15 protein-coding genes and 1 riboswitch are annotated in these 16,919 nt (G+C 60.2%); of the genes, 3 read left to right on the top strand and 12 right to left on the bottom strand.

Annotated elements, in window-relative coordinates; genetic code table 11:
* Positions 1–46: 46 nt before the first annotated feature.
* The 3 genes from LA321_RS13550 to ppx all read left to right on the top strand — a co-directional run bounded on the left by LA321_RS13550 (position 47) and on the right by ppx (position 4,181).
* A complete protein-coding gene (locus LA321_RS13550; RefSeq protein WP_042025450.1) occupies positions 47–559 on the top strand; it encodes a glycine cleavage system protein R in 513 nt (170 codons plus the stop codon).
* A gap of 72 nt (positions 560–631) precedes the next feature.
* Positions 632–2,701, top strand: a complete 2,070-nt coding sequence (gene ppk1 / locus LA321_RS13545; RefSeq protein WP_026456854.1) for a polyphosphate kinase 1 — start codon at positions 632–634, stop codon at positions 2,699–2,701.
* Entirely contained in the window at positions 2,691–4,181 is a 1,491-nt protein-coding gene (gene ppx / locus LA321_RS13540) for an exopolyphosphatase (RefSeq protein WP_042071972.1), read from the top strand. The genes ppk1 and ppx overlap by 11 nt, the downstream gene beginning before the upstream one ends.
* Positions 4,182–4,249: 68 nt before the next feature.
* On the opposite strand, the gene mgtE is transcribed toward ppx, so the two are convergent.
* The 12 genes from mgtE to flgB form a co-directional block, all read right to left on the bottom strand.
* Positions 4,250–5,599, bottom strand: a complete 1,350-nt coding sequence (gene mgtE / locus LA321_RS13535; RefSeq protein ID WP_042071973.1) for a magnesium transporter — start codon at positions 5,597–5,599, stop codon at positions 4,250–4,252.
* 123 nt (positions 5,600–5,722) lie between these two features.
* Positions 5,723–5,892: riboswitch (M-box (ykoK) riboswitch) on the bottom strand.
* Between the two features lie 174 nt (positions 5,893–6,066).
* On the bottom strand, positions 6,067–7,275 hold the full coding sequence (gene flgL / locus LA321_RS13530; protein WP_042071974.1) for a flagellar hook-associated protein FlgL: 1,209 nt from the start codon (positions 7,273–7,275) through the stop codon (positions 6,067–6,069).
* Positions 7,276–7,279: 4 nt separating this feature from the next.
* On the bottom strand, positions 7,280–9,283 hold the full coding sequence (locus tag LA321_RS13525) for a FlgK family flagellar hook-associated protein (protein ID WP_042071976.1): 2,004 nt from the start codon (positions 9,281–9,283) through the stop codon (positions 7,280–7,282).
* A 3-nt stretch (positions 9,284–9,286) separates the two neighbouring features.
* Entirely contained in the window at positions 9,287–10,354 is a 1,068-nt protein-coding gene (gene flgJ, locus LA321_RS13520) for a flagellar assembly peptidoglycan hydrolase FlgJ (protein WP_042071977.1), read from the bottom strand.
* 43 nt (positions 10,355–10,397) lie between these two features.
* Positions 10,398–11,495: a flagellar basal body P-ring protein FlgI gene (locus LA321_RS13515; RefSeq protein ID WP_042025443.1), complete on the bottom strand. Its 1,098-nt coding sequence runs from the start codon at positions 11,493–11,495 to the stop codon at positions 10,398–10,400.
* 8 nt (positions 11,496–11,503) lie between these two features.
* The gene (gene flgH, locus LA321_RS13510; protein WP_026456464.1) at positions 11,504–12,175 is read right to left on the bottom strand and encodes a flagellar basal body L-ring protein FlgH; all 672 of its coding nucleotides are present in this window, start codon (positions 12,173–12,175) and stop codon (positions 11,504–11,506) included.
* A gap of 14 nt (positions 12,176–12,189) precedes the next feature.
* Positions 12,190–12,978, bottom strand: a complete 789-nt coding sequence (gene flgG, locus LA321_RS13505; protein WP_026456463.1) for a flagellar basal-body rod protein FlgG — start codon at positions 12,976–12,978, stop codon at positions 12,190–12,192.
* A 14-nt stretch (positions 12,979–12,992) separates the two neighbouring features.
* The gene (gene flgF / locus LA321_RS13500; RefSeq protein ID WP_026456462.1) at positions 12,993–13,739 is read right to left on the bottom strand and encodes a flagellar basal-body rod protein FlgF; all 747 of its coding nucleotides are present in this window, start codon (positions 13,737–13,739) and stop codon (positions 12,993–12,995) included.
* 152 nt (positions 13,740–13,891) lie between these two features.
* Positions 13,892–15,271, bottom strand: coding sequence for a flagellar hook protein FlgE (gene flgE / locus LA321_RS13495; protein ID WP_042071978.1), 1,380 nt, complete (start codon positions 15,269–15,271; stop codon positions 13,892–13,894).
* Positions 15,272–15,281: 10 nt separating this feature from the next.
* Positions 15,282–16,028, bottom strand: coding sequence for a flagellar hook assembly protein FlgD (locus tag LA321_RS13490; RefSeq protein WP_042071979.1), 747 nt, complete (start codon positions 16,026–16,028; stop codon positions 15,282–15,284).
* A 15-nt stretch (positions 16,029–16,043) separates the two neighbouring features.
* Complete coding sequence (gene flgC / locus LA321_RS13485) at positions 16,044–16,463, bottom strand: flagellar basal body rod protein FlgC (RefSeq protein ID WP_026456459.1); 420 nt, start codon at positions 16,461–16,463, stop codon at positions 16,044–16,046.
* Positions 16,463–16,861 carry a flagellar basal body rod protein FlgB gene (gene flgB / locus LA321_RS13480; protein ID WP_026456458.1) on the bottom strand — a complete coding sequence of 133 codons (399 nt, stop codon included), beginning with the start codon at positions 16,859–16,861 and terminating at the stop codon, positions 16,463–16,465. Before flgB ends, flgC begins: the two co-directional genes overlap by 1 nt.
* Between the last annotated feature and the right edge of the window lie 58 nt (positions 16,862–16,919).

The raw sequence follows: 16,919 nt of genomic DNA, 5'->3' as shown, positions 1-16,919 counted from the left end.
GCGACGACATCCCGGCCGGACTAAAAACCATTCCAAGGAGAGCAGGATGCAAAAGCAATTGGTGGTCACCGTGATCGGTGCAGACAAACCCGGGATCGTCGAAAGCCTGGCGGCCGTCATCAGCCGCGAGCAGGGCAACTGGCTGGGCAGTGCCATGAGTGAATTAGCAGGCCAGTTTGCCGGCATCCTCCATGTATCGGTTCCCGAAGAGCACTATCGCAGCCTGTGCGAGGCGCTGGCCATGCTGCCAGGTCTCACCATCAGCTTCGCCGAAGGGACCCCCTCGGCAGAGCCAGTCAACCAGATGATGATGACGGTCACCGGCAACGATCGCCCCGGTATTGTCCACGAGGTGGCCAGCATCTTGCGCCAGCTCAACATCAACGTGGCCGATCTCACCACTGGCTGTGAACCGGCCCCCCATTCCGGCGCCCCGCTCTTCTATGCCCACGCGCTGGTCGCCCTGCCAGACGAGCTCGAAATGGAGACCCTGATCGGCGCACTGGAGTCCCTCTCCGACGATCTGGTGGTCGATATCGACGAGGGGTTTGGCGAGTAATATTTTTGTCATTGAACTGTCATATATTCACGCCATACCAGCCCCTAAAACGGATCGACACAGAGGCACAAGATGAGCACCGACAAGCTGTATGAAGAGAAAGAGCTGAGCTGGCTCTCATTCAATGAACGGGTGTTGCAAGAGGCGATGGACAAGACGGTGCCCCTCATCGAGCGGGTCCGCTTCCTCGGGATCTTCTCGTCCAACCAGGACGAGTTCTTCAAGGTGCGGGTATCTGACGTCAAGCGCCGCATCCTGATCAACGAGGTACACGGCGGCGATGACGAAGCCAAGGTGTTGCTGCGGGCCATCCAGCAGAAGGTGATGGCCCTTGGCGAGGCGTTCGACAACACCTACAAGGAGCTGCTGATCGCCCTGGCCCGCCACAACATCTTCCTGGTCAACGAGAACCAGCTCTCCGAGAACATCCAGAAATGGCTGCGGGTCTTTTTCCGGGAGAAGGTGTTGCGCCACATCATCCCGATCCTGCTCAACAAGGAGGTCAACCCGGTCAAGTTCCTGAAAGACGAGTACACCTATCTGGCCATCGAGATGAAGAAGAACGGCCAGGTGATCCAGTACGCCCTGGTGGAGGTACCCACCGACGATCTGCCCCGCTTCTTCCAGCTGCCGCCGGAGGGCACCCGGCGCAAGAAGCAGATCATCATCCTGGACAACGTCATCCGCTTCTGTCTCGACGAGATATTCAAGGGCTTCTTCGACTACGACGAGATAGCGGCCTATGCGGTCAAGCTGACTCGCGACGCCGAGTATGACCTCTCGGATCAGCTGGACCTCAGCCTGGTGGACAAGATGAGTGATGGCCTGAAGCAGCGCCTCACCGCCATGCCGGTACGCTTCGTCTACGAGCGGGAGATGCCGGCCGCCATGATAAGTTTTCTCAAGCTCAAACTGCAGATCAGCTCCTACGACGCCATCATGCCGGGCGGGCGCTATCACAACTTCAAGGATTTTATCGGCTTCCCCAACGTGGGGAGGGACTATCTGGAAAACCCCAAGCTGCCGGCCCTGGAGTGCCGCGACTTCGACGGTTTCGTCAACGCCTTCGACGCCATCACCAGGCAAGACATACTGCTCTACTACCCGTACCACAAGTTCCACCACTTCACCGAGCTGGTGCGCCAGGCGGCGTTCGATCCGGCGGTCAGCGCCATTCGCATCAACATCTACCGGGTGGCCAAGAAGTCGCGCATCATCCACTCCCTGATCGATGCCGCCAACAACGGCAAGAAGGTGACCGTGGTGGTGGAGCTGCGCGCCCGTTTCGACGAGGCGGCCAACATCGACTGGGCCAATATCCTGACCAATGCAGGGGTCAAGGTGGTGTTCGGGGTGCCGAGCCTCAAGATCCACTCCAAGCTCTGCCTCATCACCCGCCACGAAAATGGCGAAGCGGTGCGCTATGCCCACATCGGCACCGGCAACTTCAACGAGAAGACCGCCAAGATCTACACCGACTTCTCCCTGCTGACCCGCCACCCGGACATCACCGCCGAGGTGGAGAGCGTGTTCGAGTACATCGAATACCCCTACCGGCGCTACAAGTTCAACCACCTGCTGGTCTCCCCCATCAACAGCCGCCGTCAGCTCTACCGGATGATCGACAACGAGCTGGCCAACGCCAAGGCGGGCCAGCCCAGCGGCATCACCCTCAAGATCAACAACCTGGTGGACAGAGACCTCATCAACCGGCTCTATGCCGCGAGCCAGGCCGGGGTGCCCATCCAGATGATCATCCGCGGCATGTGCGCCCTGCGCCCAGGCGTCCCGGGTCTGAGCGACAACATCCGGGTCATCAGCATCATCGACCGCTTCCTCGAGCACCCGAGAGTGATGGTGTTTCACAACAAGGGCAATCCCCAGCTCTATATCTCCAGCGCCGACTGGATGAGCCGCAACATCGACGGGCGGATCGAGGTGGGCACCCCCATCTATGACGAGCGGCTCAAACAGCGCATCCTCGACATTCTCGAGCTGCAACTGAGCGACACCTGCAAGGCACGGGTCATCGATGCCGACCAGAAGAACGAATACGTGAAGCGGGGCAACCGCCGCAAGATCCGCTCCCAGGTCGCGATTTACGATTACCTCAAACGTATCGAGGCCAACAATGGACAATAGTCTGTATGCCGCCGTGGATCTCGGCTCCAACAGTTTTCACATGGTGATCGCCCACCTCTCGGAGGGGCGCTTTCGCATCGTCGATCGCATCAAGGAGCGGGTGAGGCTGGCGGAAGGGATGGATGAACAGAAGCGAATGAGCCCGGAGGCGATGGCCCGCGGCCTCGCCTGCCTGGCGCTGTTTGCCGAGCGGCTCACCAACATCAGGCCGGAACATATCCGCATCGCCGGCACCTATACCCTGCGCCGCGCCAGCAACGCCCGCGAGTTCGTGAGCGAGGCGGCCAAGGTGCTGAACCACCCCATCGAGATCATCAGCGGTCAGGAAGAGGCGCGCCTCATCTATCAGGGGGTCGCCCATACCCAGCACATCGAGGGTCAGGTGCTGGTGGTGGACATCGGCGGCGGCAGCACCGAGCTCATCGTTGGCGAGGGGTTCGAACACAAGGCGCTCACCAGCCGCAAAATGGGTTGCGTCAGCTTTACCCAGAGCTTCTTTGCCGGCGGCAAGCTCACCGAGAAGGCCTTCACCAGCGCCGTGCTGGAGGCCCAGCACCAGCTCGCCCCCATCATCAACCAGTACCGCAAGCTCGGCTGGCAGAGCTGCCTTGGCAGCTCGGGGTCGATCCGCACCGTGCGGGACGTACTGCAGGGGGAAGGCTGGACCGACGGCGGTATCACCCTGGCGGGTCTGGAGCGACTCAAGGCCGAGATGATTGAACGCAAGCGGGTGGACAATCTCAAACTGACCGGTCTGTCAGAGGAGCGGCAGGAGGTGTTCGCCGCCGCGGTGGCCATTCTGCTCGGGCTCTTTACCTCTCTGCCCATCGAGTGGATGGAGTACTCCGACGGCGCCCTGCGCGAAGGCTTGCTCTATGAATTCGAGGAGCGGCTGCAGCACCACGACATTCGCGAGCGCACCGCCCAAGCTCTCGGGCTGCATTACAAGATGGACAAGAGGCAGGCTGCCCGGGTCGAGCAGAGTGTCTTGGCCCTGTTCGATGCCTTGCAAGCGCCCTGGCAGATGCCGACCGAGCCCTATCGCGCCATCCTCGGCTGGGCGGCGCGGCTGCACGAGATTGGCCTTGCCATCAACTACAGCGGCATCCATCGCCACTCCGCCTATATCCTGCAGCACACCGACTTGCCCGGCTTCAACCAGGACGATCAGGCCCTGCTGGCGGCCCTGGTGCGCTTCCAGCGCAAAGGGCTCAAACTCGCCGAGCTGCCCGCCCTGCCCAACCACGACGAGCAGACGGTGCTGCGCTGCATCCGCATCCTGCGCCTCGCCGTGGCGGCCCATCACAAGCGCCAGGATGACCTGCTGCCCGAGCTGCACGTGCAGGCAGCCGGCGATCAACTGGTGGTCAACCTGCCCGCCAGCTGGTGCGAGGAGAACCGGCTCTTGATGCAAAACTTGGAAAAAGAGCAGCGCTACTGCAATGAACAGGACTGGCCCCTGCTGTTTCACCTCACTTGACAAACCGACCGCTCACAGCAAAGCAATAAGGCAGCCACTGGCTGCCTTATTGTTGACGGGCTTCTTGCTTACGCCACCTGCAGTTGCGGCAACAACAGCTTGGCAATTTCGAAGTAGATGATGAGACCGGTGCCATCGACCAGGGTGGCGATGAAGGGCGCCGACACCACGGCCGGATCGATCCTAAAGCGACGCAGCACCATGGGGATCACCGAGGCGACGGTGGCGCTCCACAGCACGATGGCGATGATGGTCAGGGTCACCACCAGTCCAATCTCGGGCCCAACCCCCAGGCTCCAGGCCCGCACCCAGGCGGCCAGCGCGATGGCCAGGGAAATCAGCACACCGGTGGAGAGCTCCTTTCTCAGTACCGAGCCCAGATTGCGCAGGCTCACCTCCCCCACTGCCATGGCACGCACGATCGTGGTGGTGATCTGGGTGCCACTGTTACCGCCGGTGCCGATGAGCAGCGGAATGAAGAAGGCCAGGGCGATGACCGCCTCCAACTGCTCTTCAAACGCCCGCAGCACCGTGCCGGTGTAAGCTTCAGCCACGAACAGGACCAGCAGCCAACCTACCCGCTTGCGCCACAGCTGCCAGGGGGTCGCCTGCAGATAGGAGGTATCGAGGGGCGATGAGCCCCCCTGCATCTCGGCATCCTCGGTGGATTCGCGCTCCAGAATGTCGGCGGCATCGTCGAGGTGAAAGATCCCCACCAGGCGCCCTCTATCCTCCACCGGCAATACCTGGAGGTCACGGTCGATCAGCAGGCGCGCCGCCAGCTCCTGATCCGCCCGTGCATTGATCCGCACAGCTTCCCTGTCCATCAGGGTCGCTACGCTCGCCTGCGGGTCGGCGATCAACAGCGCCTTGAGGGAGATGCTCCCCAGGAGTTTGCCCTCCCCGTTGACGACGTAGATTTGGCGAAACAGCCTGGCGTTGTCCCAGGCATCGTGGAGCAGTTGCCGGGCCCGGCCTGCAGAGTCGGCTTCCCGCACCGCCAGATACTCCTGGCGCATGTTGGCCCCTACCGATTCGGTGGGCCAATCCAGCAGGGCCTCGTACATCTCCCTGGCCTGCGCCGGAAAACGCTCGAGCAGGCGGGGGCGATCCTTGCGACCCAGTTTGCGCAATATGGTCACCATCTCCCGGCGGGGAATAGCCTCCTGCAGCACGCTGACGATGCTGCCATGCAACCTCAGCAGCAGGTTGCCGGCATTCTCCGCCGGCAGCGACCCCAGCAGGGCGCCCCCTTGCGTGACCGGCAGGGTGTCAAAGACACAGTTGAGCTCTTCGGCCTTCAGGGTCAGCAGTTGATCGGCGCGCTGGACCGGATCCAGATTGTGCGCCAGCCAACCCTGCAGGGCCGCCAGATCGAGCAGTTGATGACGATTGAGAAGGGTGTGTGTTTTCTTCATCACAGATATCCTCATGTGATTTCAGGCAAGCCTGAACACATCCGGCAGGGCGCCGGATGCGACGACAAGAAAACAGCAATTTGATTGACGAGTAATAGGCAGGAAATGACGCCGTTCGGCGTGTCATCATCCCCACGTACCAGCTTTAGCACTGCATAACGTATCCGGCATGCCGGAAGCCACTTGGGTTGACACCTTAATCCGATGAAAACTGTCCTGATCTTGGGCGTCTCTGGACGTCGTGAGATCAGTGGCCTGTGTTTATACAGGAGCCTCGCCTAACGAGATGCTGCAAATAAGACGCACAACCCCTGTTGTGCGGGCGGCATGATCAGCCAATCGGCCAGAGTGGTCAACCCAGGGCGCGGCAAAAATAGCCATACGCAACAGCTTGTTACAATTGCCGGCGGATTGGGTGTGAGGCGGGATAACAAAAGGCCCCGAAGGGCCTTTTATCATCGAATGCATCAGCGGATGTAGTCGAACAGGGTCAAGCGGCTTATCTTGCTGAACGAGAGCTGGGAGGCGCTCAGGGCGGCGTCCTCCTTGGCCAGGGTCGAGATCACATCGTAGAGATCCGCTTCCGACACCTTGGCCCGCGCCTCGGTATTGAGGGTGCTGAGCCCCTCGTTGGAGTTCATCACCTGCTCCAGGCTGTTCATCCGGCTGCCGAGATCACCCAGTCCACGATCCATGTTGAAGCGGGCGTTGTTCATGTGCACGCTCGCATCGGCCACCGACAGCTGGAAGTTCTCCGGGGTGATGGAAGGATCGCGCAGGTCGTTGATGAAGTTCGACATGCCGTTCAGGATATTGTCGTTTTGCGGCGGACCCAGCACCAACTCCTGGGCGGCGCCGCCGGCCGGCAGATCCAGGGTCAGCTCCATCCCGTTGAAGGGGATCTTGTTACCCGCCACATAATCCCCCGACTGCACCGGGTTGCCTCCAGCGTCCAGGATCTCGTAGGTATCCGGGGTACCCGCCGTGGTGGTGATGGTGTACTTGTTGCTGGCCAGGGAAGAGTCGTAGTTGTTGCGGTAGAAGCTGTCGAAGTTGCCCTGATCGGCGATCTCCACCTTGAGGTTGCCGGTGGTGGCGCTGGCGGTCCGGCGGGTGGCCACGATCTGGAACAGCCCCTGGCCCGAGTCGTTGGCCGCGATCTCGACGGTGGGCGAGACCTGGATGTTGCGCTGGCCCGTGTCTCCCTGAAACACATAGTTTCCGCTCGCATCCTTGATGAAGGGCTGGTTCTTGCTCTGGTTGCCCCCGAAGATGTACTCCCCCTGGGAGTTCTTGCTGTTCATCAGGTCGAAGATCTGCTGTTGCAGCCCTTCCAGCTCGCTGGCAATGGCCTTGCGGTCATCGAAGCTGACCGCCGAGTTGTTGGCCTTCTGGATCAGGGTCTGGGCGCTCATCATGGCGGTGTTGATGGAGCTCAGCACCGTCTCCTCGTGACCCAGACTGTTCTCCAGCAGACTGCCGTTGATGCCATACTGCTTGAACAGGTCGATCTCCTTGGTGAGGGCCATCTTCTGACTCATGCCGGAGGGATCTTCCCCCGCCGTCTTGAACTTGTTGCCGGTCTGCAGCTGCTCATAGGCGTTGGCGATCCGCTCGTTGGCGTTGTTCAGTGAGCTGAGGCTGCGGTTGTAAATCATGTTGGTGGTGATACGCATGAACTTACCTCACGGAAGAGAGCAGGGTGTCGAAGATGGTCTTGGCCGTGCTGACCACCTGGGCCGAGGCGGCATAGGATTGCTGGAAGCGGATCAGGTTGGCCGCCTCCTCCTCCAGGTTGACCCCTGACACGCTTTCGTAGATGCCGGAACTCTGGATAAGCTTGGCCTCGTTGGCCTTGAGCTGGGTGCGCGCCTGGCTGGTGTTGTTCCCCACCCCCATCACCAGACCGGAATAGGCTTCGTTGAAAGTCATCTTGTCGTTGCTGGTATTGCCGCTGCTGCTCTTGCGCACCAGATCCTTGTTTTGCAGCTCGGCCAGCGCCAGGCCGTTACTGTTGTCGGCAAAGCCATCCTCGTTGTAGCTGATGGTGAAGGTATCCTTGGGCTCGACCGTTCCAGTGATGCTGAACTCATAACCCGGCGTCTGCTTGGGATCGCTGTAGACAGGCGTGCCCGCCGGGAAGGGGTTGACGATGGCCCCCATCAGGTTCTGCCCCTTGCTGGAGGCGGGGGCTACCCCGATCAGAGTGGTACCGTCTTTTGCGTAGACTTCGTAGTTGCCGGCACTGTCGATCTTGATGACCTGGGGCGCGGCCGGGTCCAGGCTGTTGGCGCCAAAGCTCGAACCGGCCCCGGTGTTGAAAATGCCGTTCAGCTTGATCTCGGCACTGCCAAAGTTGTTGCTGTCCTTGTCCCCCTTGAGGGGCGACGCCAGGGCCAGATCTTCGGGCCGGGTGATCAGTTGTTCCACCCCGGCCGCGGCATGTTTGGTCGGTTGCAGCAGCAGCTTGTCACCGGCGGCAGGCGCCCCGGTGAGATCCACCGAAAGACCATGGCCCGGGATCTCGAAGGTCGTCGGCGGTGTTGTGCCCGTGGTGATGGAGGTACGGTTGCCGTCCTTGTCCAGGGAGAACACCTCGTATCCGGTCGCGCTGCTGAACTGGATCTCGTAATCGAAGGTGGTCACTTCCCCCCCCTTGCCGGGCACGAAGTTGACCGTGGCCCCCGCCGTACCGGCGTTGTCGCTGTAGGGCAACCCCTTGCTGCTGGGCAGGGAGAAGATGTCGCCGCCGATCTCGTTGTCCAGATCCATGCCGAGGTGGTTCTGGCGGTTCATGGCATCGGCCATGGCAATGGCCAACTGGCCCAACTCACGCTGGGTCGGCTCCAGATCGTCGCGGGCGGCAAACAGACCGCCCAGGGCGCCGCCAAAGATGGTGTGGTCGATATCGGCCTCATTCTTGCCCATGGTCAGCTTGAGCTCCAGGGAGCGGGAGTCCGGATCGCCGGCCACCGTCTGGAACTGGGCCACGCCGCCGTCGAGCACCAGCGAATGACCGGTGCTGAGGTTGACCAGCATGCTGCCATTGGCCTGGGGCACGGTGCGGATGTCCATCTTTTCAGAAAGCTGGCGAATGGCCTCGTCTCGCTGATCGAACAGCATCAGGTTCTCTTCGGGAGAGCCCTGGGTGCGCAGGATGGCCTGGTTGAGATCATTGATGCTGTTGAGCAGGCTGTTGACCTGCTTGGTCTCGTCCTCGATGCGCTTGTTGATGGTATCCATCTGCGTGTCGAACTGACCGGAGAGGGTGTGGAAGCGGTTCACCAGATTGCCGAGTTCAGTCATGGTGGTCTTGCGCCCGCCAATCTCGGCAGGGGACTCGTTGGCGGTGTGAAACGCTTTGAAGTAGGAGGTAATGGCCGTGCCGACGCTGTTGCTGGTATCCCCGAGCAGGCCGTCAACGGTGGAGAGCTGTTCAAAGCGGGTAGCGGAGGCGTGATAGGCTGAGGTGTCCCGGCGCATCTCCCCCTGGGCATAGCTGTTGATGATCCGCTCAGTCACCATGTCCCCCGTGCCCAATCCGATGGAATTGGTATAAACCAGCGTCCGCTCGCGCACATAGCCCTGGCTGTTGATGTTGACTATGTTGTTGCTGGTGGTCTGCAGCAGGCGTTGCTGTGCCAGCACGCCCGAGGTACCAATTCCAAGCAGATCGCTTGCCATACGTTACAGCTCCCTTTCGTTGTATTGGGCAATGGCATCGCTGCGCAATACCTGTTTCAGTTTCCTGGCATAGTGGGGATCCGTGGCATATCCCGCCTGCTGCAAGGCTTCAAAGTAGCGGTCCGGACTGTCCACCTTGGCCAGCGCCCCCTTGTAGCGGGTGCCCGAGGTGAGGAAATCCACGTAGTCGTTGAAGCTTTCTTCAAACGATTCGTAAGAACGGAAGGCCGCCTTCTGGCGAGAAGCCACCCCCTGCTCATACTCCAGCGTGCTGACCACGGTTTTCGGCCCCTGCCAGCGCGGATCGGCCTTGATGCCGAACAGGTTGTGGGTTATCTGGCCTTCGCCATCCCGGATCACCCGCTTGCCCCAGCCACTCTCAAGGGCGGCCTGGGCCACCAGCACCGCCGGGCTCAGGCCCAGCTTGTCGGCCGCCTTCTTGGCCAGCGGCATCAGGCGGTTGACGAACTCCTGCGGAGTGTCAAAACCCTGGCTGCCATCCTGCGCAGTCGCGCCAGCGCTGTGTCTGGGCCCCATCGGAGGCACGGTGCGGTGAGTCCGGCGCGGCGCGGCAAGGTCATGTTTCTCTTGCGCCATCTCCTTTTCAGCAAAATCTTTGCCAACTTTTGAGGCTTCAATCAAATCATTGGCGGCAGCGGTGGGCGGCTGATAGGGCTTGTAGACCCGCTCGGTACGCTGGGGCATCTTGAGGATGCGGCCATCGTTGTGGGTGAAGGTCTCGGGCGAAAGCTGTTTGGCCACCATGTTGGCCAGCCCCAGGCCGCCCTTGCTGGACATGTCGGCGACCCGCTGTTCGTCGAGCATCCCCTCATAGAACTGGGTATAGCTGCTGCTCATGGGGTTGTCCTGGGTCAGCACCTGGTTGGCCTGGCGCATCCCCTTGAACAGCATCTGGGTAAAGATGGACTCGAACTGACGGGAGGCGGCCTGCAGCGCTTCTGCTTTCCCCTCCTTGCTCTCGCTCTGGCTCATCTGGCGCAGGCGATCCAGGTTCTGGATATCCTGTACGACCCCGAGATTCATGCCGCTGTTGCTGTCAAATTCTGCCATTTCTCATACCTCATTGCCGCCCACGGCAACCCCTTGCCGCTTGTTACAATATGACCAGTTGGCCCTCGATGGCACCCGCCTGCTGCAGCGCCTCGAGGATCGCCATCAAATCGCCGGGGGCCACCCCGACCTGATTCACTGCCCGCACCAGATCGTCCAGGGTCGCGCCGGTATCCAGCTTGAACATGCGTCCCTCGGCCTGCTGCACATTGATGGTGGAGTTGTTGGTGACCGCCGTCTGGCCGCCGGAGAGCGGATTGGGCTGGGACACCTGCTGGTTTTCCGCGATGGTCACCGTCAGGCCGCCATGGCTGACGGCGGCCGGCTTGAGGCGTACCTCGCTGCCGATGACGATGGTACCGGTGCGGGAGTTGACGATGATCTTGGCCGCCTCGTTGGCCGGATCCACCTCCAGGTTCTCGATGGTGGCGAGATAGGAGACGCGCTGGCCCGGATCCCGCGGCGCATAGACCTGCACCGAGGTCGCATCGAGGGCCTGGGCCGTGTTGGGGCCGACCAAATCGTTGACCACGTCCGCCAGACGGCGGGCGGTGGTGAAGTCCGGGCGATTGAGGTTGAAGGTGATGGTATCCCCCTGGCTGAAGGAGTTGGGCACTTCCCGCTCCACGGTGGCGCCATTGGCGATACGTCCCACGGTCGGGGTGTTGATCACCACCTTGGAACCATCGGCCCCCTCGGCCCCCAGACCGCCAACCACCAGGCTGCCCTGGGCGACCGCATAAACCCGGCCATCCAACCCTTTGAGAAAGCTCTGCAGCAGGGTACCGCCACGCAGGCTCTTGGCCTCGCCGATGGCGGAAACGGTCACGTCTATGGTCTGCCCCGGCTTGGAGAAGGGGGGCAGATCGGCATGGATGGCCACCGGCGCCACGTCCTTGATCTTGGGCTTGATGTTGTCCGGTACCTTGATGCCGAAATTGTTCAGCATGGTACGGAAGGTCTGCTCGGTGAAGGCGTTGTTCTTCTCGCCGGTACCGGGCAGGCCCACCACCAGGCCATAGCCGATCAGCTGGTTGCTACGCACCCCTTCCACCGAGCTGATGTCCTTGATGCGGGCGGCGTGGGCCGCCCCCAGGGGCAACAGGCAGCAGAGCAGGGCCACAAGACGCAGTGACTTCATAACATCTCCTAGAGCGGCCACCAGGGACCATTGAAAAAGCTGGTGAGCCATCCCTGCTCCTGGCTATTGGCCAGATCACCGGTGCCGCCGTAATAGATGCGGGCATTCGCCACCTTCTGGGAGGAGACGCTGTTCTCCGAGGAGACATCTTCGGGGCGGATGAGACCCGTGATGCGGATATATTCGTTGCCGTTGTTGAGCATGATCCACTTCTCGCCCCGTACCAGCAGGTTGCCATTGGGCAGCACCTTGGCCACGCTGACCGAGATGTTGCCTTGCAGGCTGTTGCTCTGATCCGCCTTGGCCTGCCCCTTGAAGGCACTGTTCTGGCCGATGTTGGCGGAGAGATCGTAGGGGCTGGCCGTCACCGGCACGCCACCCAGGGTGACGGTATCCAGGTTGAACTTGTTGTCCTTGCCACTCTGGGTGTTGGCCTTCTTGGACGCCGAGGTCGATTCGGCGAGCTCGATGGTGATGATGTCACCCACCTTGTGCGCCTTGATGTCCGAATAGATGCCATTGACCTGATCCGGTTGAAAAATGGCTCCGGTGGGTTTGACCGATACCGGCTCCGACTCCCCGTAGACGGGAGAAAACTCGGGGTCATCCGGTCTGGGTGTATAGGGCGTGGACGAGCAGCCCCCCAGCACTAGTAATCCCAGCATCCATACGGCTTTCATTCTGGACCTCCTAATTAGGTTCGCTGGATCAGGAAGGACGTCATGGAATCGACGGCGGAGAGCACCTTGGAGTTCATCTCGTAGACACGCTGTGCCTGGATGAGATTGACCAGCTCCTCGGTCACATTGACGTTGGAGGTCTCCAGCATGCCCTGTTTGATCACCCCGATCCCGTCAGCCCCGGCGGTGCCCTGAATGGCCGCGCCGCTGGACTGGGTCTCGACAAACATGTTCTCCCCCATCGGCTGCAGGCCGGTGGGGTTGACGAAATCTGAGATATTGATCTGGCCCACCACCTGGGAAGCACCATCGCCCTTGAGCTGGACCGAGACCTGGCCATCCTCCCCCACGGTGACGCTCTGGGCATCCTGCGGGATCTGGATTTCGGGCTGCAGGGGATAACCGTTGCCCGGGGTCACTATGGTCCCCTCGTCGTTCAGGGTGAACTGACCATTGCGGGTATAAGCGGCGCTACCATCCGGCAGCTGGATTTCGAAATAGCCGCGGCCGCTGATCATCAGGTCCAGCGAGTTATCGGTGGTCTGGACGTTGCCCTGGCTGTGGTTTTTCTGGGTCGCTACCACCTTGGCACCGGCCCCCAGCATCAGGCCGGAGGGGAGTTCGGTATCCGCCGAGGAGCGGCCACCTGGCTGGTTGATGTTTTGATAGAGCAGATCCTCGAAGATGGCCCGCGACTTCTTGAAGCCGACGGTGCTGGCGTTCGCCAGGTTGTTCGAGGTGACCGAGATGTTGGTCTGCTGGGCATCCAACCCGGTCTTGCTGATCCAGAGTGCAGGATTCATGTAAAACTCCTTGATTAGCTGATACGCAGCAGCTGGGTTTGGGCCTCGTCATTTTCCTCGGCCGTCTTCATGATTTTGACCTGGGTTTCGAACTGACGTTGCAGCCGGATCAGGTTGGTCATCTCGTCAACCACATTGACGTTGCTCCCCTCGAGGGAGCCGGCAATCAAGCCGACATTGGCGGAGGCCGCCTCGTTCTGGCCATCCTTGCGGCGAAACAGGCCATCCTGCCCTTTCTCCACCGCATCAGCGGCCGGGTTGACCAGCTTGATCCGCTGGAAATCCTCCGGCAGGTTGGCGGCGGCCCCTTCGGGACGGCCACTGATGGTGCCATCCCGGTTGATTTCGATCTTTTCCATTGGCATCGGCAGCACGATGGGGCGGCCACCGTCATCCACGACGTTGAGCCCGGTCGAGGTCTGCAGATTGCCCGTGGCACTCACCTGGAGGTTACCCATGCGGGTAAAGGCCTCTCCCCCCTTGGGATCCTGTACCGCAATCCAGCCCGGGCCATCCACGGCCACGTCCAGATCCCGTCCGGTCGTCATCAGCATGCCGTGCTGCAGGTTCTGGCCCGGCCGCTCCGTCATGGCAAATACCCGTGACGGCAAGCCCTCGCCAAACGCCTGCATGCTTCTGGCCTGCTCAAAATCAGACTTGAAGCCGATAGTGTTGGCGTTGGCCAGGTTGTTGCCACGAACAGCCAGGCTGTTCATGTTCTCCTTGGCCCCGGACATGGCGATGTAAAGCAGGTGATCCATGGGATCCTCCGTCAAACAGATGACTCTGAGGGGATAACTGCAATTTGGATGCCAACAGCGTAAATTTGGCTCGGTGACGGGGTGATTTGCGGGTAGTCGAAGGCGGGACAGAAAAGCGCGAGGCGCCTAAAGGCGCCTCGCTATCAGAGAGATCAGCGGATCTGCAATATGGTCTGCTGCAGTGAGCTGTTGACTTCCAGCGAACGGGAGTTGGCCTGGAAGTTGCGCTGCGCTGTGATAAGGTCCACCAGCTCGTTGGTCAGGTCGACGTTGGACTGCTCCAGTGCCGACGACTTGATGCTACCGAAGGTACCCGAGTTGGGCGTACCGGGCAACGCATCGCCGGAGAGCAGGGATTGACGCCAGGAGGTGTCCCCCACCTGAGTCAGCCCCTGGGAGTTGGCAAACTTGGCCATGGCCACCATGGCGACCTTGACCGTGGTCGCGTTGCTGTAGGTGGCGGAGACGATGCCATCCGGAGTGATTTCGACCTTGGTCAGGCGACCGACGGTAGAGCCATCCTGTGTCAACTTGTTGACTTCGAACGGCGAGGCATATTGGGTGATGGTGCCCAGCTTGATCTCCACCTGCTGGGTCGGATCGGCACCGTTGGTGATGATACCGGCACCACCGGCACCCAGCGCTTCGGTCGTGATGACGGCAGGGCTGGTCGGGGTGATCATCTTGCCATCGGCGCCGAACTGGATACGGGCACCCAACGGGGCCTGGCTCAGGCCTGCCGCCATGGTCGGGGCTGAGCCACCGGCGATGTCGATGGGTTTGTCCCCTTCATACAGGTACATGCGCCAAGAGGTGGGATCCGCTGGTTTGGTCAGATCGGCCGGATCGGCCTCCTTGATGAAGTACTGGGTGATGGTATGGGGTTCACCCAGCGAGTCGTAAACCACCACCGAGGTCGAGGATGAGTAGGTTTTCGAATCTTTCGGATCAAAGGTCGACGCATCCGCCGGAATGGCTGGAGGCACGGCTGCCGTACCACCCGCCGGCAGCGGGGTCGCGGTTGAAGGCAGGTTGAAGCTCGCTTCTATCTTGCTGGTCTGAACCGGCTCACCGGCCCGATCCGGAATCTGGATCGGCTTGGTCGCATTGATGCTCACCGCCTTGGGGGTACCGTCATCGTTGATCTCGTAGCCTTGCAGATAGTGGCCCTGGTTATTGACCATGTAGCTGTTTTCGTTGAGCTTGAAAGCCCCGGCACGAGTGTAGGTGCGATCCAGGTTGGTCAGCCCGTCTGAGGTCACGAAGAAACCGTTACCCTGGATGGCCAGGTCCAGCGAGTTGTTGGTGAACTGCAGCGCCCCTTGGTGAAACTGCTGCGCCACCGCACCGGTTGCCACGCCGTTGCCGACCTGGGTCTTGGCGTTGACGAAGATGGAGTTGGCATAGACGTCAGCAAACTCGGCACGTGATTCCTTGAAGCCGGTAGTGTTGACGTTGGCGATGTTGTTAGCGGTGACGTTAAGGTCTTTCTGTGCCGCGTTGACACCACTTAAAGCGTTGTTAAATGACATGTTCAGCTCCTTAAATCACTGCTGAGGAATTAGGTGTAGTTGATTGCGTAGGGGTTGTTTCAGGTTTGCTCTTGGTGCCGGAGATCTCCAGAATATCCGTCAGCATGATGGACCCAAGCCCTTTGAGTTGTACCCTGGTGGGAGAAGCCGAGCTCCCCAGGGTCACACTCTCTACCTGGCCGTAAGTTAGTGCAGGTATGCTCTCCGATTTGCCACTGGCATCGGTACCACTGACTTTGAACTTGTATTTGCCGGCTGGAGCAGGCTTGCCATCCTTGTCGGTACCATCCCAGGTGAACGGCACGTTGCCCTGCTGCTCACCATTGATGACGAAGTCCTTGATGACCTGACCCTTTTCATCCTCGACCGTGATCTTGAGGTTGGAAAGCTTTTGCCCGCCGACTGCCGCCACACCGGAAACCTGGCCATCTGTATCGAGATAACCGGTATCCGAGGGAATAAGGACGCTCTGCCCTACCAGAGACGACGCCTGCAACGCTTGGCTGGAGGTCATCAGGTCGTTGAGGCTCCCCATCTGGGTCGACAGCTGGTTGATGGCATCAGACGTCGACATGGAGGTCATCTGCGACAGCGTCTGGGCGTTATCCACCGGTTTGAACGGATCCTGATAAGAGAGCTGCATGGTGAGCAGTTTCAGGAATGACGCCTGATCCAGCTCTTTCTTCGGGGTCGTGCTCGTGCCCGATGTCTGGCTTGTCGTACTGACCCCGCCCAGCGTATTGGTGATATCAACCATGTGACAGCACTCCTATCAAGATTTGCCCAGGTTCAACGTCTGCTGCAGCATCTTCTTGGCCGAATCTGCAACCTGAACGTTGGTCTGGTAACTGCGCGAGGCGTTGATCATGTCAGCCATCTCTTCCACCATGTTGACGTTGGGCTTGAAGATGAAGCCGTCTTTGTCCGCCATGGGATGGTTGGGGTTGTACTCTTTGAGCAGGGGAGCCTTGCTCTCGACTATCCCCTTCACCTCAACGCCGACTGACCCCTGTTTATCCGACATGGCCTGGTCAAGCTGGGCGGCAAAAATTGGCCGCCTGGCATGGTAAGTTGCCTCCACACTCGAACTGACACTGTCTGCGTTGGCCATATTGCTGGCCACAGTGTTGAGTCGTACCGATTGGGCACTCATGGCCGAGCCTGCTATGTCAAAGACCTTGAACAAACTCATCACTGATCTCCTTTCAGGGCCTTGAGCAGGCCGCTGATCTTGCCATTCATGAATTCGAGGGAGGTTTGATATTCAAGGCTATTTCGCAAAAACTCGCTGCGCTCCTGCTGCACATCCACCGTGTTGCCATCACCGGTATCAGGTTGCAGCGGGTTGCGGTACTGCACGGTTCCCGGCGCATCCATATTCAGGGCAAAGTGCTTTTCACTGGTGGTCGCCAATCCAAACCCCTGTTGATGCTGGGCTTCCTGCAACGCTTGAGCGAAATTGAGATCCCTGGCCTTGAAACCCGGGGTATCCGCGTTGGCAATGTTGCTGGACAGCACTTCTGCCCGTTTGGCACGCACGCTCAGGGTGTATTGATGAACCCCGAATGCCTTGTCGAATGAAATAGCCATAGCACACCTCCTGCTTGGAGTATTCATTAGCAAGAGCTATGCCAGAAAAGTTTCATAT

It is taken from the genome of Aeromonas enteropelogenes, from assembly GCF_020097295.1.
Classification (GTDB): domain Bacteria; phylum Pseudomonadota; class Gammaproteobacteria; order Enterobacterales; family Aeromonadaceae; genus Aeromonas; species Aeromonas enteropelogenes.
The sequence above is the reverse complement of the archived record's forward strand: the minus strand, read 5'-3'. Positions and strand labels throughout refer to the sequence as shown.

What these genes read in the sequence shown, in the direction of transcription:
- ppx (WP_042071972.1), top strand. Translation starts at nt 2,691, where the DNA reads ATGGACAATAGTCTGTATGCCGCCGTGGATCTCGGCTCCAACAGTTTT.
- flgL (WP_042071974.1), bottom strand. Translation starts at nt 7,275, where the DNA reads ATGCGTATCACCACCAACATGATTTACAACCGCAGCCTCAGCTCACTG.
- ppk1 (WP_026456854.1), top strand. Translation starts at nt 632, where the DNA reads ATGAGCACCGACAAGCTGTATGAAGAGAAAGAGCTGAGCTGGCTCTCA.
- flgF (WP_026456462.1), bottom strand. Translation starts at nt 13,739, where the DNA reads ATGGATCACCTGCTTTACATCGCCATGTCCGGGGCCAAGGAGAACATG.
- LA321_RS13525 (WP_042071976.1), bottom strand. Translation starts at nt 9,283, where the DNA reads ATGGCAAGCGATCTGCTTGGAATTGGTACCTCGGGCGTGCTGGCACAG.
- flgC (WP_026456459.1), bottom strand. Translation starts at nt 16,463, where the DNA reads ATGAGTTTGTTCAAGGTCTTTGACATAGCAGGCTCGGCCATGAGTGCC.
- flgE (WP_042071978.1), bottom strand. Translation starts at nt 15,271, where the DNA reads ATGTCATTTAACAACGCTTTAAGTGGTGTCAACGCGGCACAGAAAGAC.
- flgH (WP_026456464.1), bottom strand. Translation starts at nt 12,175, where the DNA reads ATGAAAGCCGTATGGATGCTGGGATTACTAGTGCTGGGGGGCTGCTCG.
- flgG (WP_026456463.1), bottom strand. Translation starts at nt 12,978, where the DNA reads ATGAATCCTGCACTCTGGATCAGCAAGACCGGGTTGGATGCCCAGCAG.
- flgB (WP_026456458.1), bottom strand. Translation starts at nt 16,861, where the DNA reads ATGGCTATTTCATTCGACAAGGCATTCGGGGTTCATCAATACACCCTG.
- mgtE (WP_042071973.1), bottom strand. Translation starts at nt 5,599, where the DNA reads ATGAAGAAAACACACACCCTTCTCAATCGTCATCAACTGCTCGATCTG.
- flgJ (WP_042071977.1), bottom strand. Translation starts at nt 10,354, where the DNA reads ATGGCAGAATTTGACAGCAACAGCGGCATGAATCTCGGGGTCGTACAG.
- LA321_RS13515 (WP_042025443.1), bottom strand. Translation starts at nt 11,495, where the DNA reads ATGAAGTCACTGCGTCTTGTGGCCCTGCTCTGCTGCCTGTTGCCCCTG.
- LA321_RS13490 (WP_042071979.1), bottom strand. Translation starts at nt 16,028, where the DNA reads ATGGTTGATATCACCAATACGCTGGGCGGGGTCAGTACGACAAGCCAG.
- LA321_RS13550 (WP_042025450.1), top strand. Translation starts at nt 47, where the DNA reads ATGCAAAAGCAATTGGTGGTCACCGTGATCGGTGCAGACAAACCCGGG.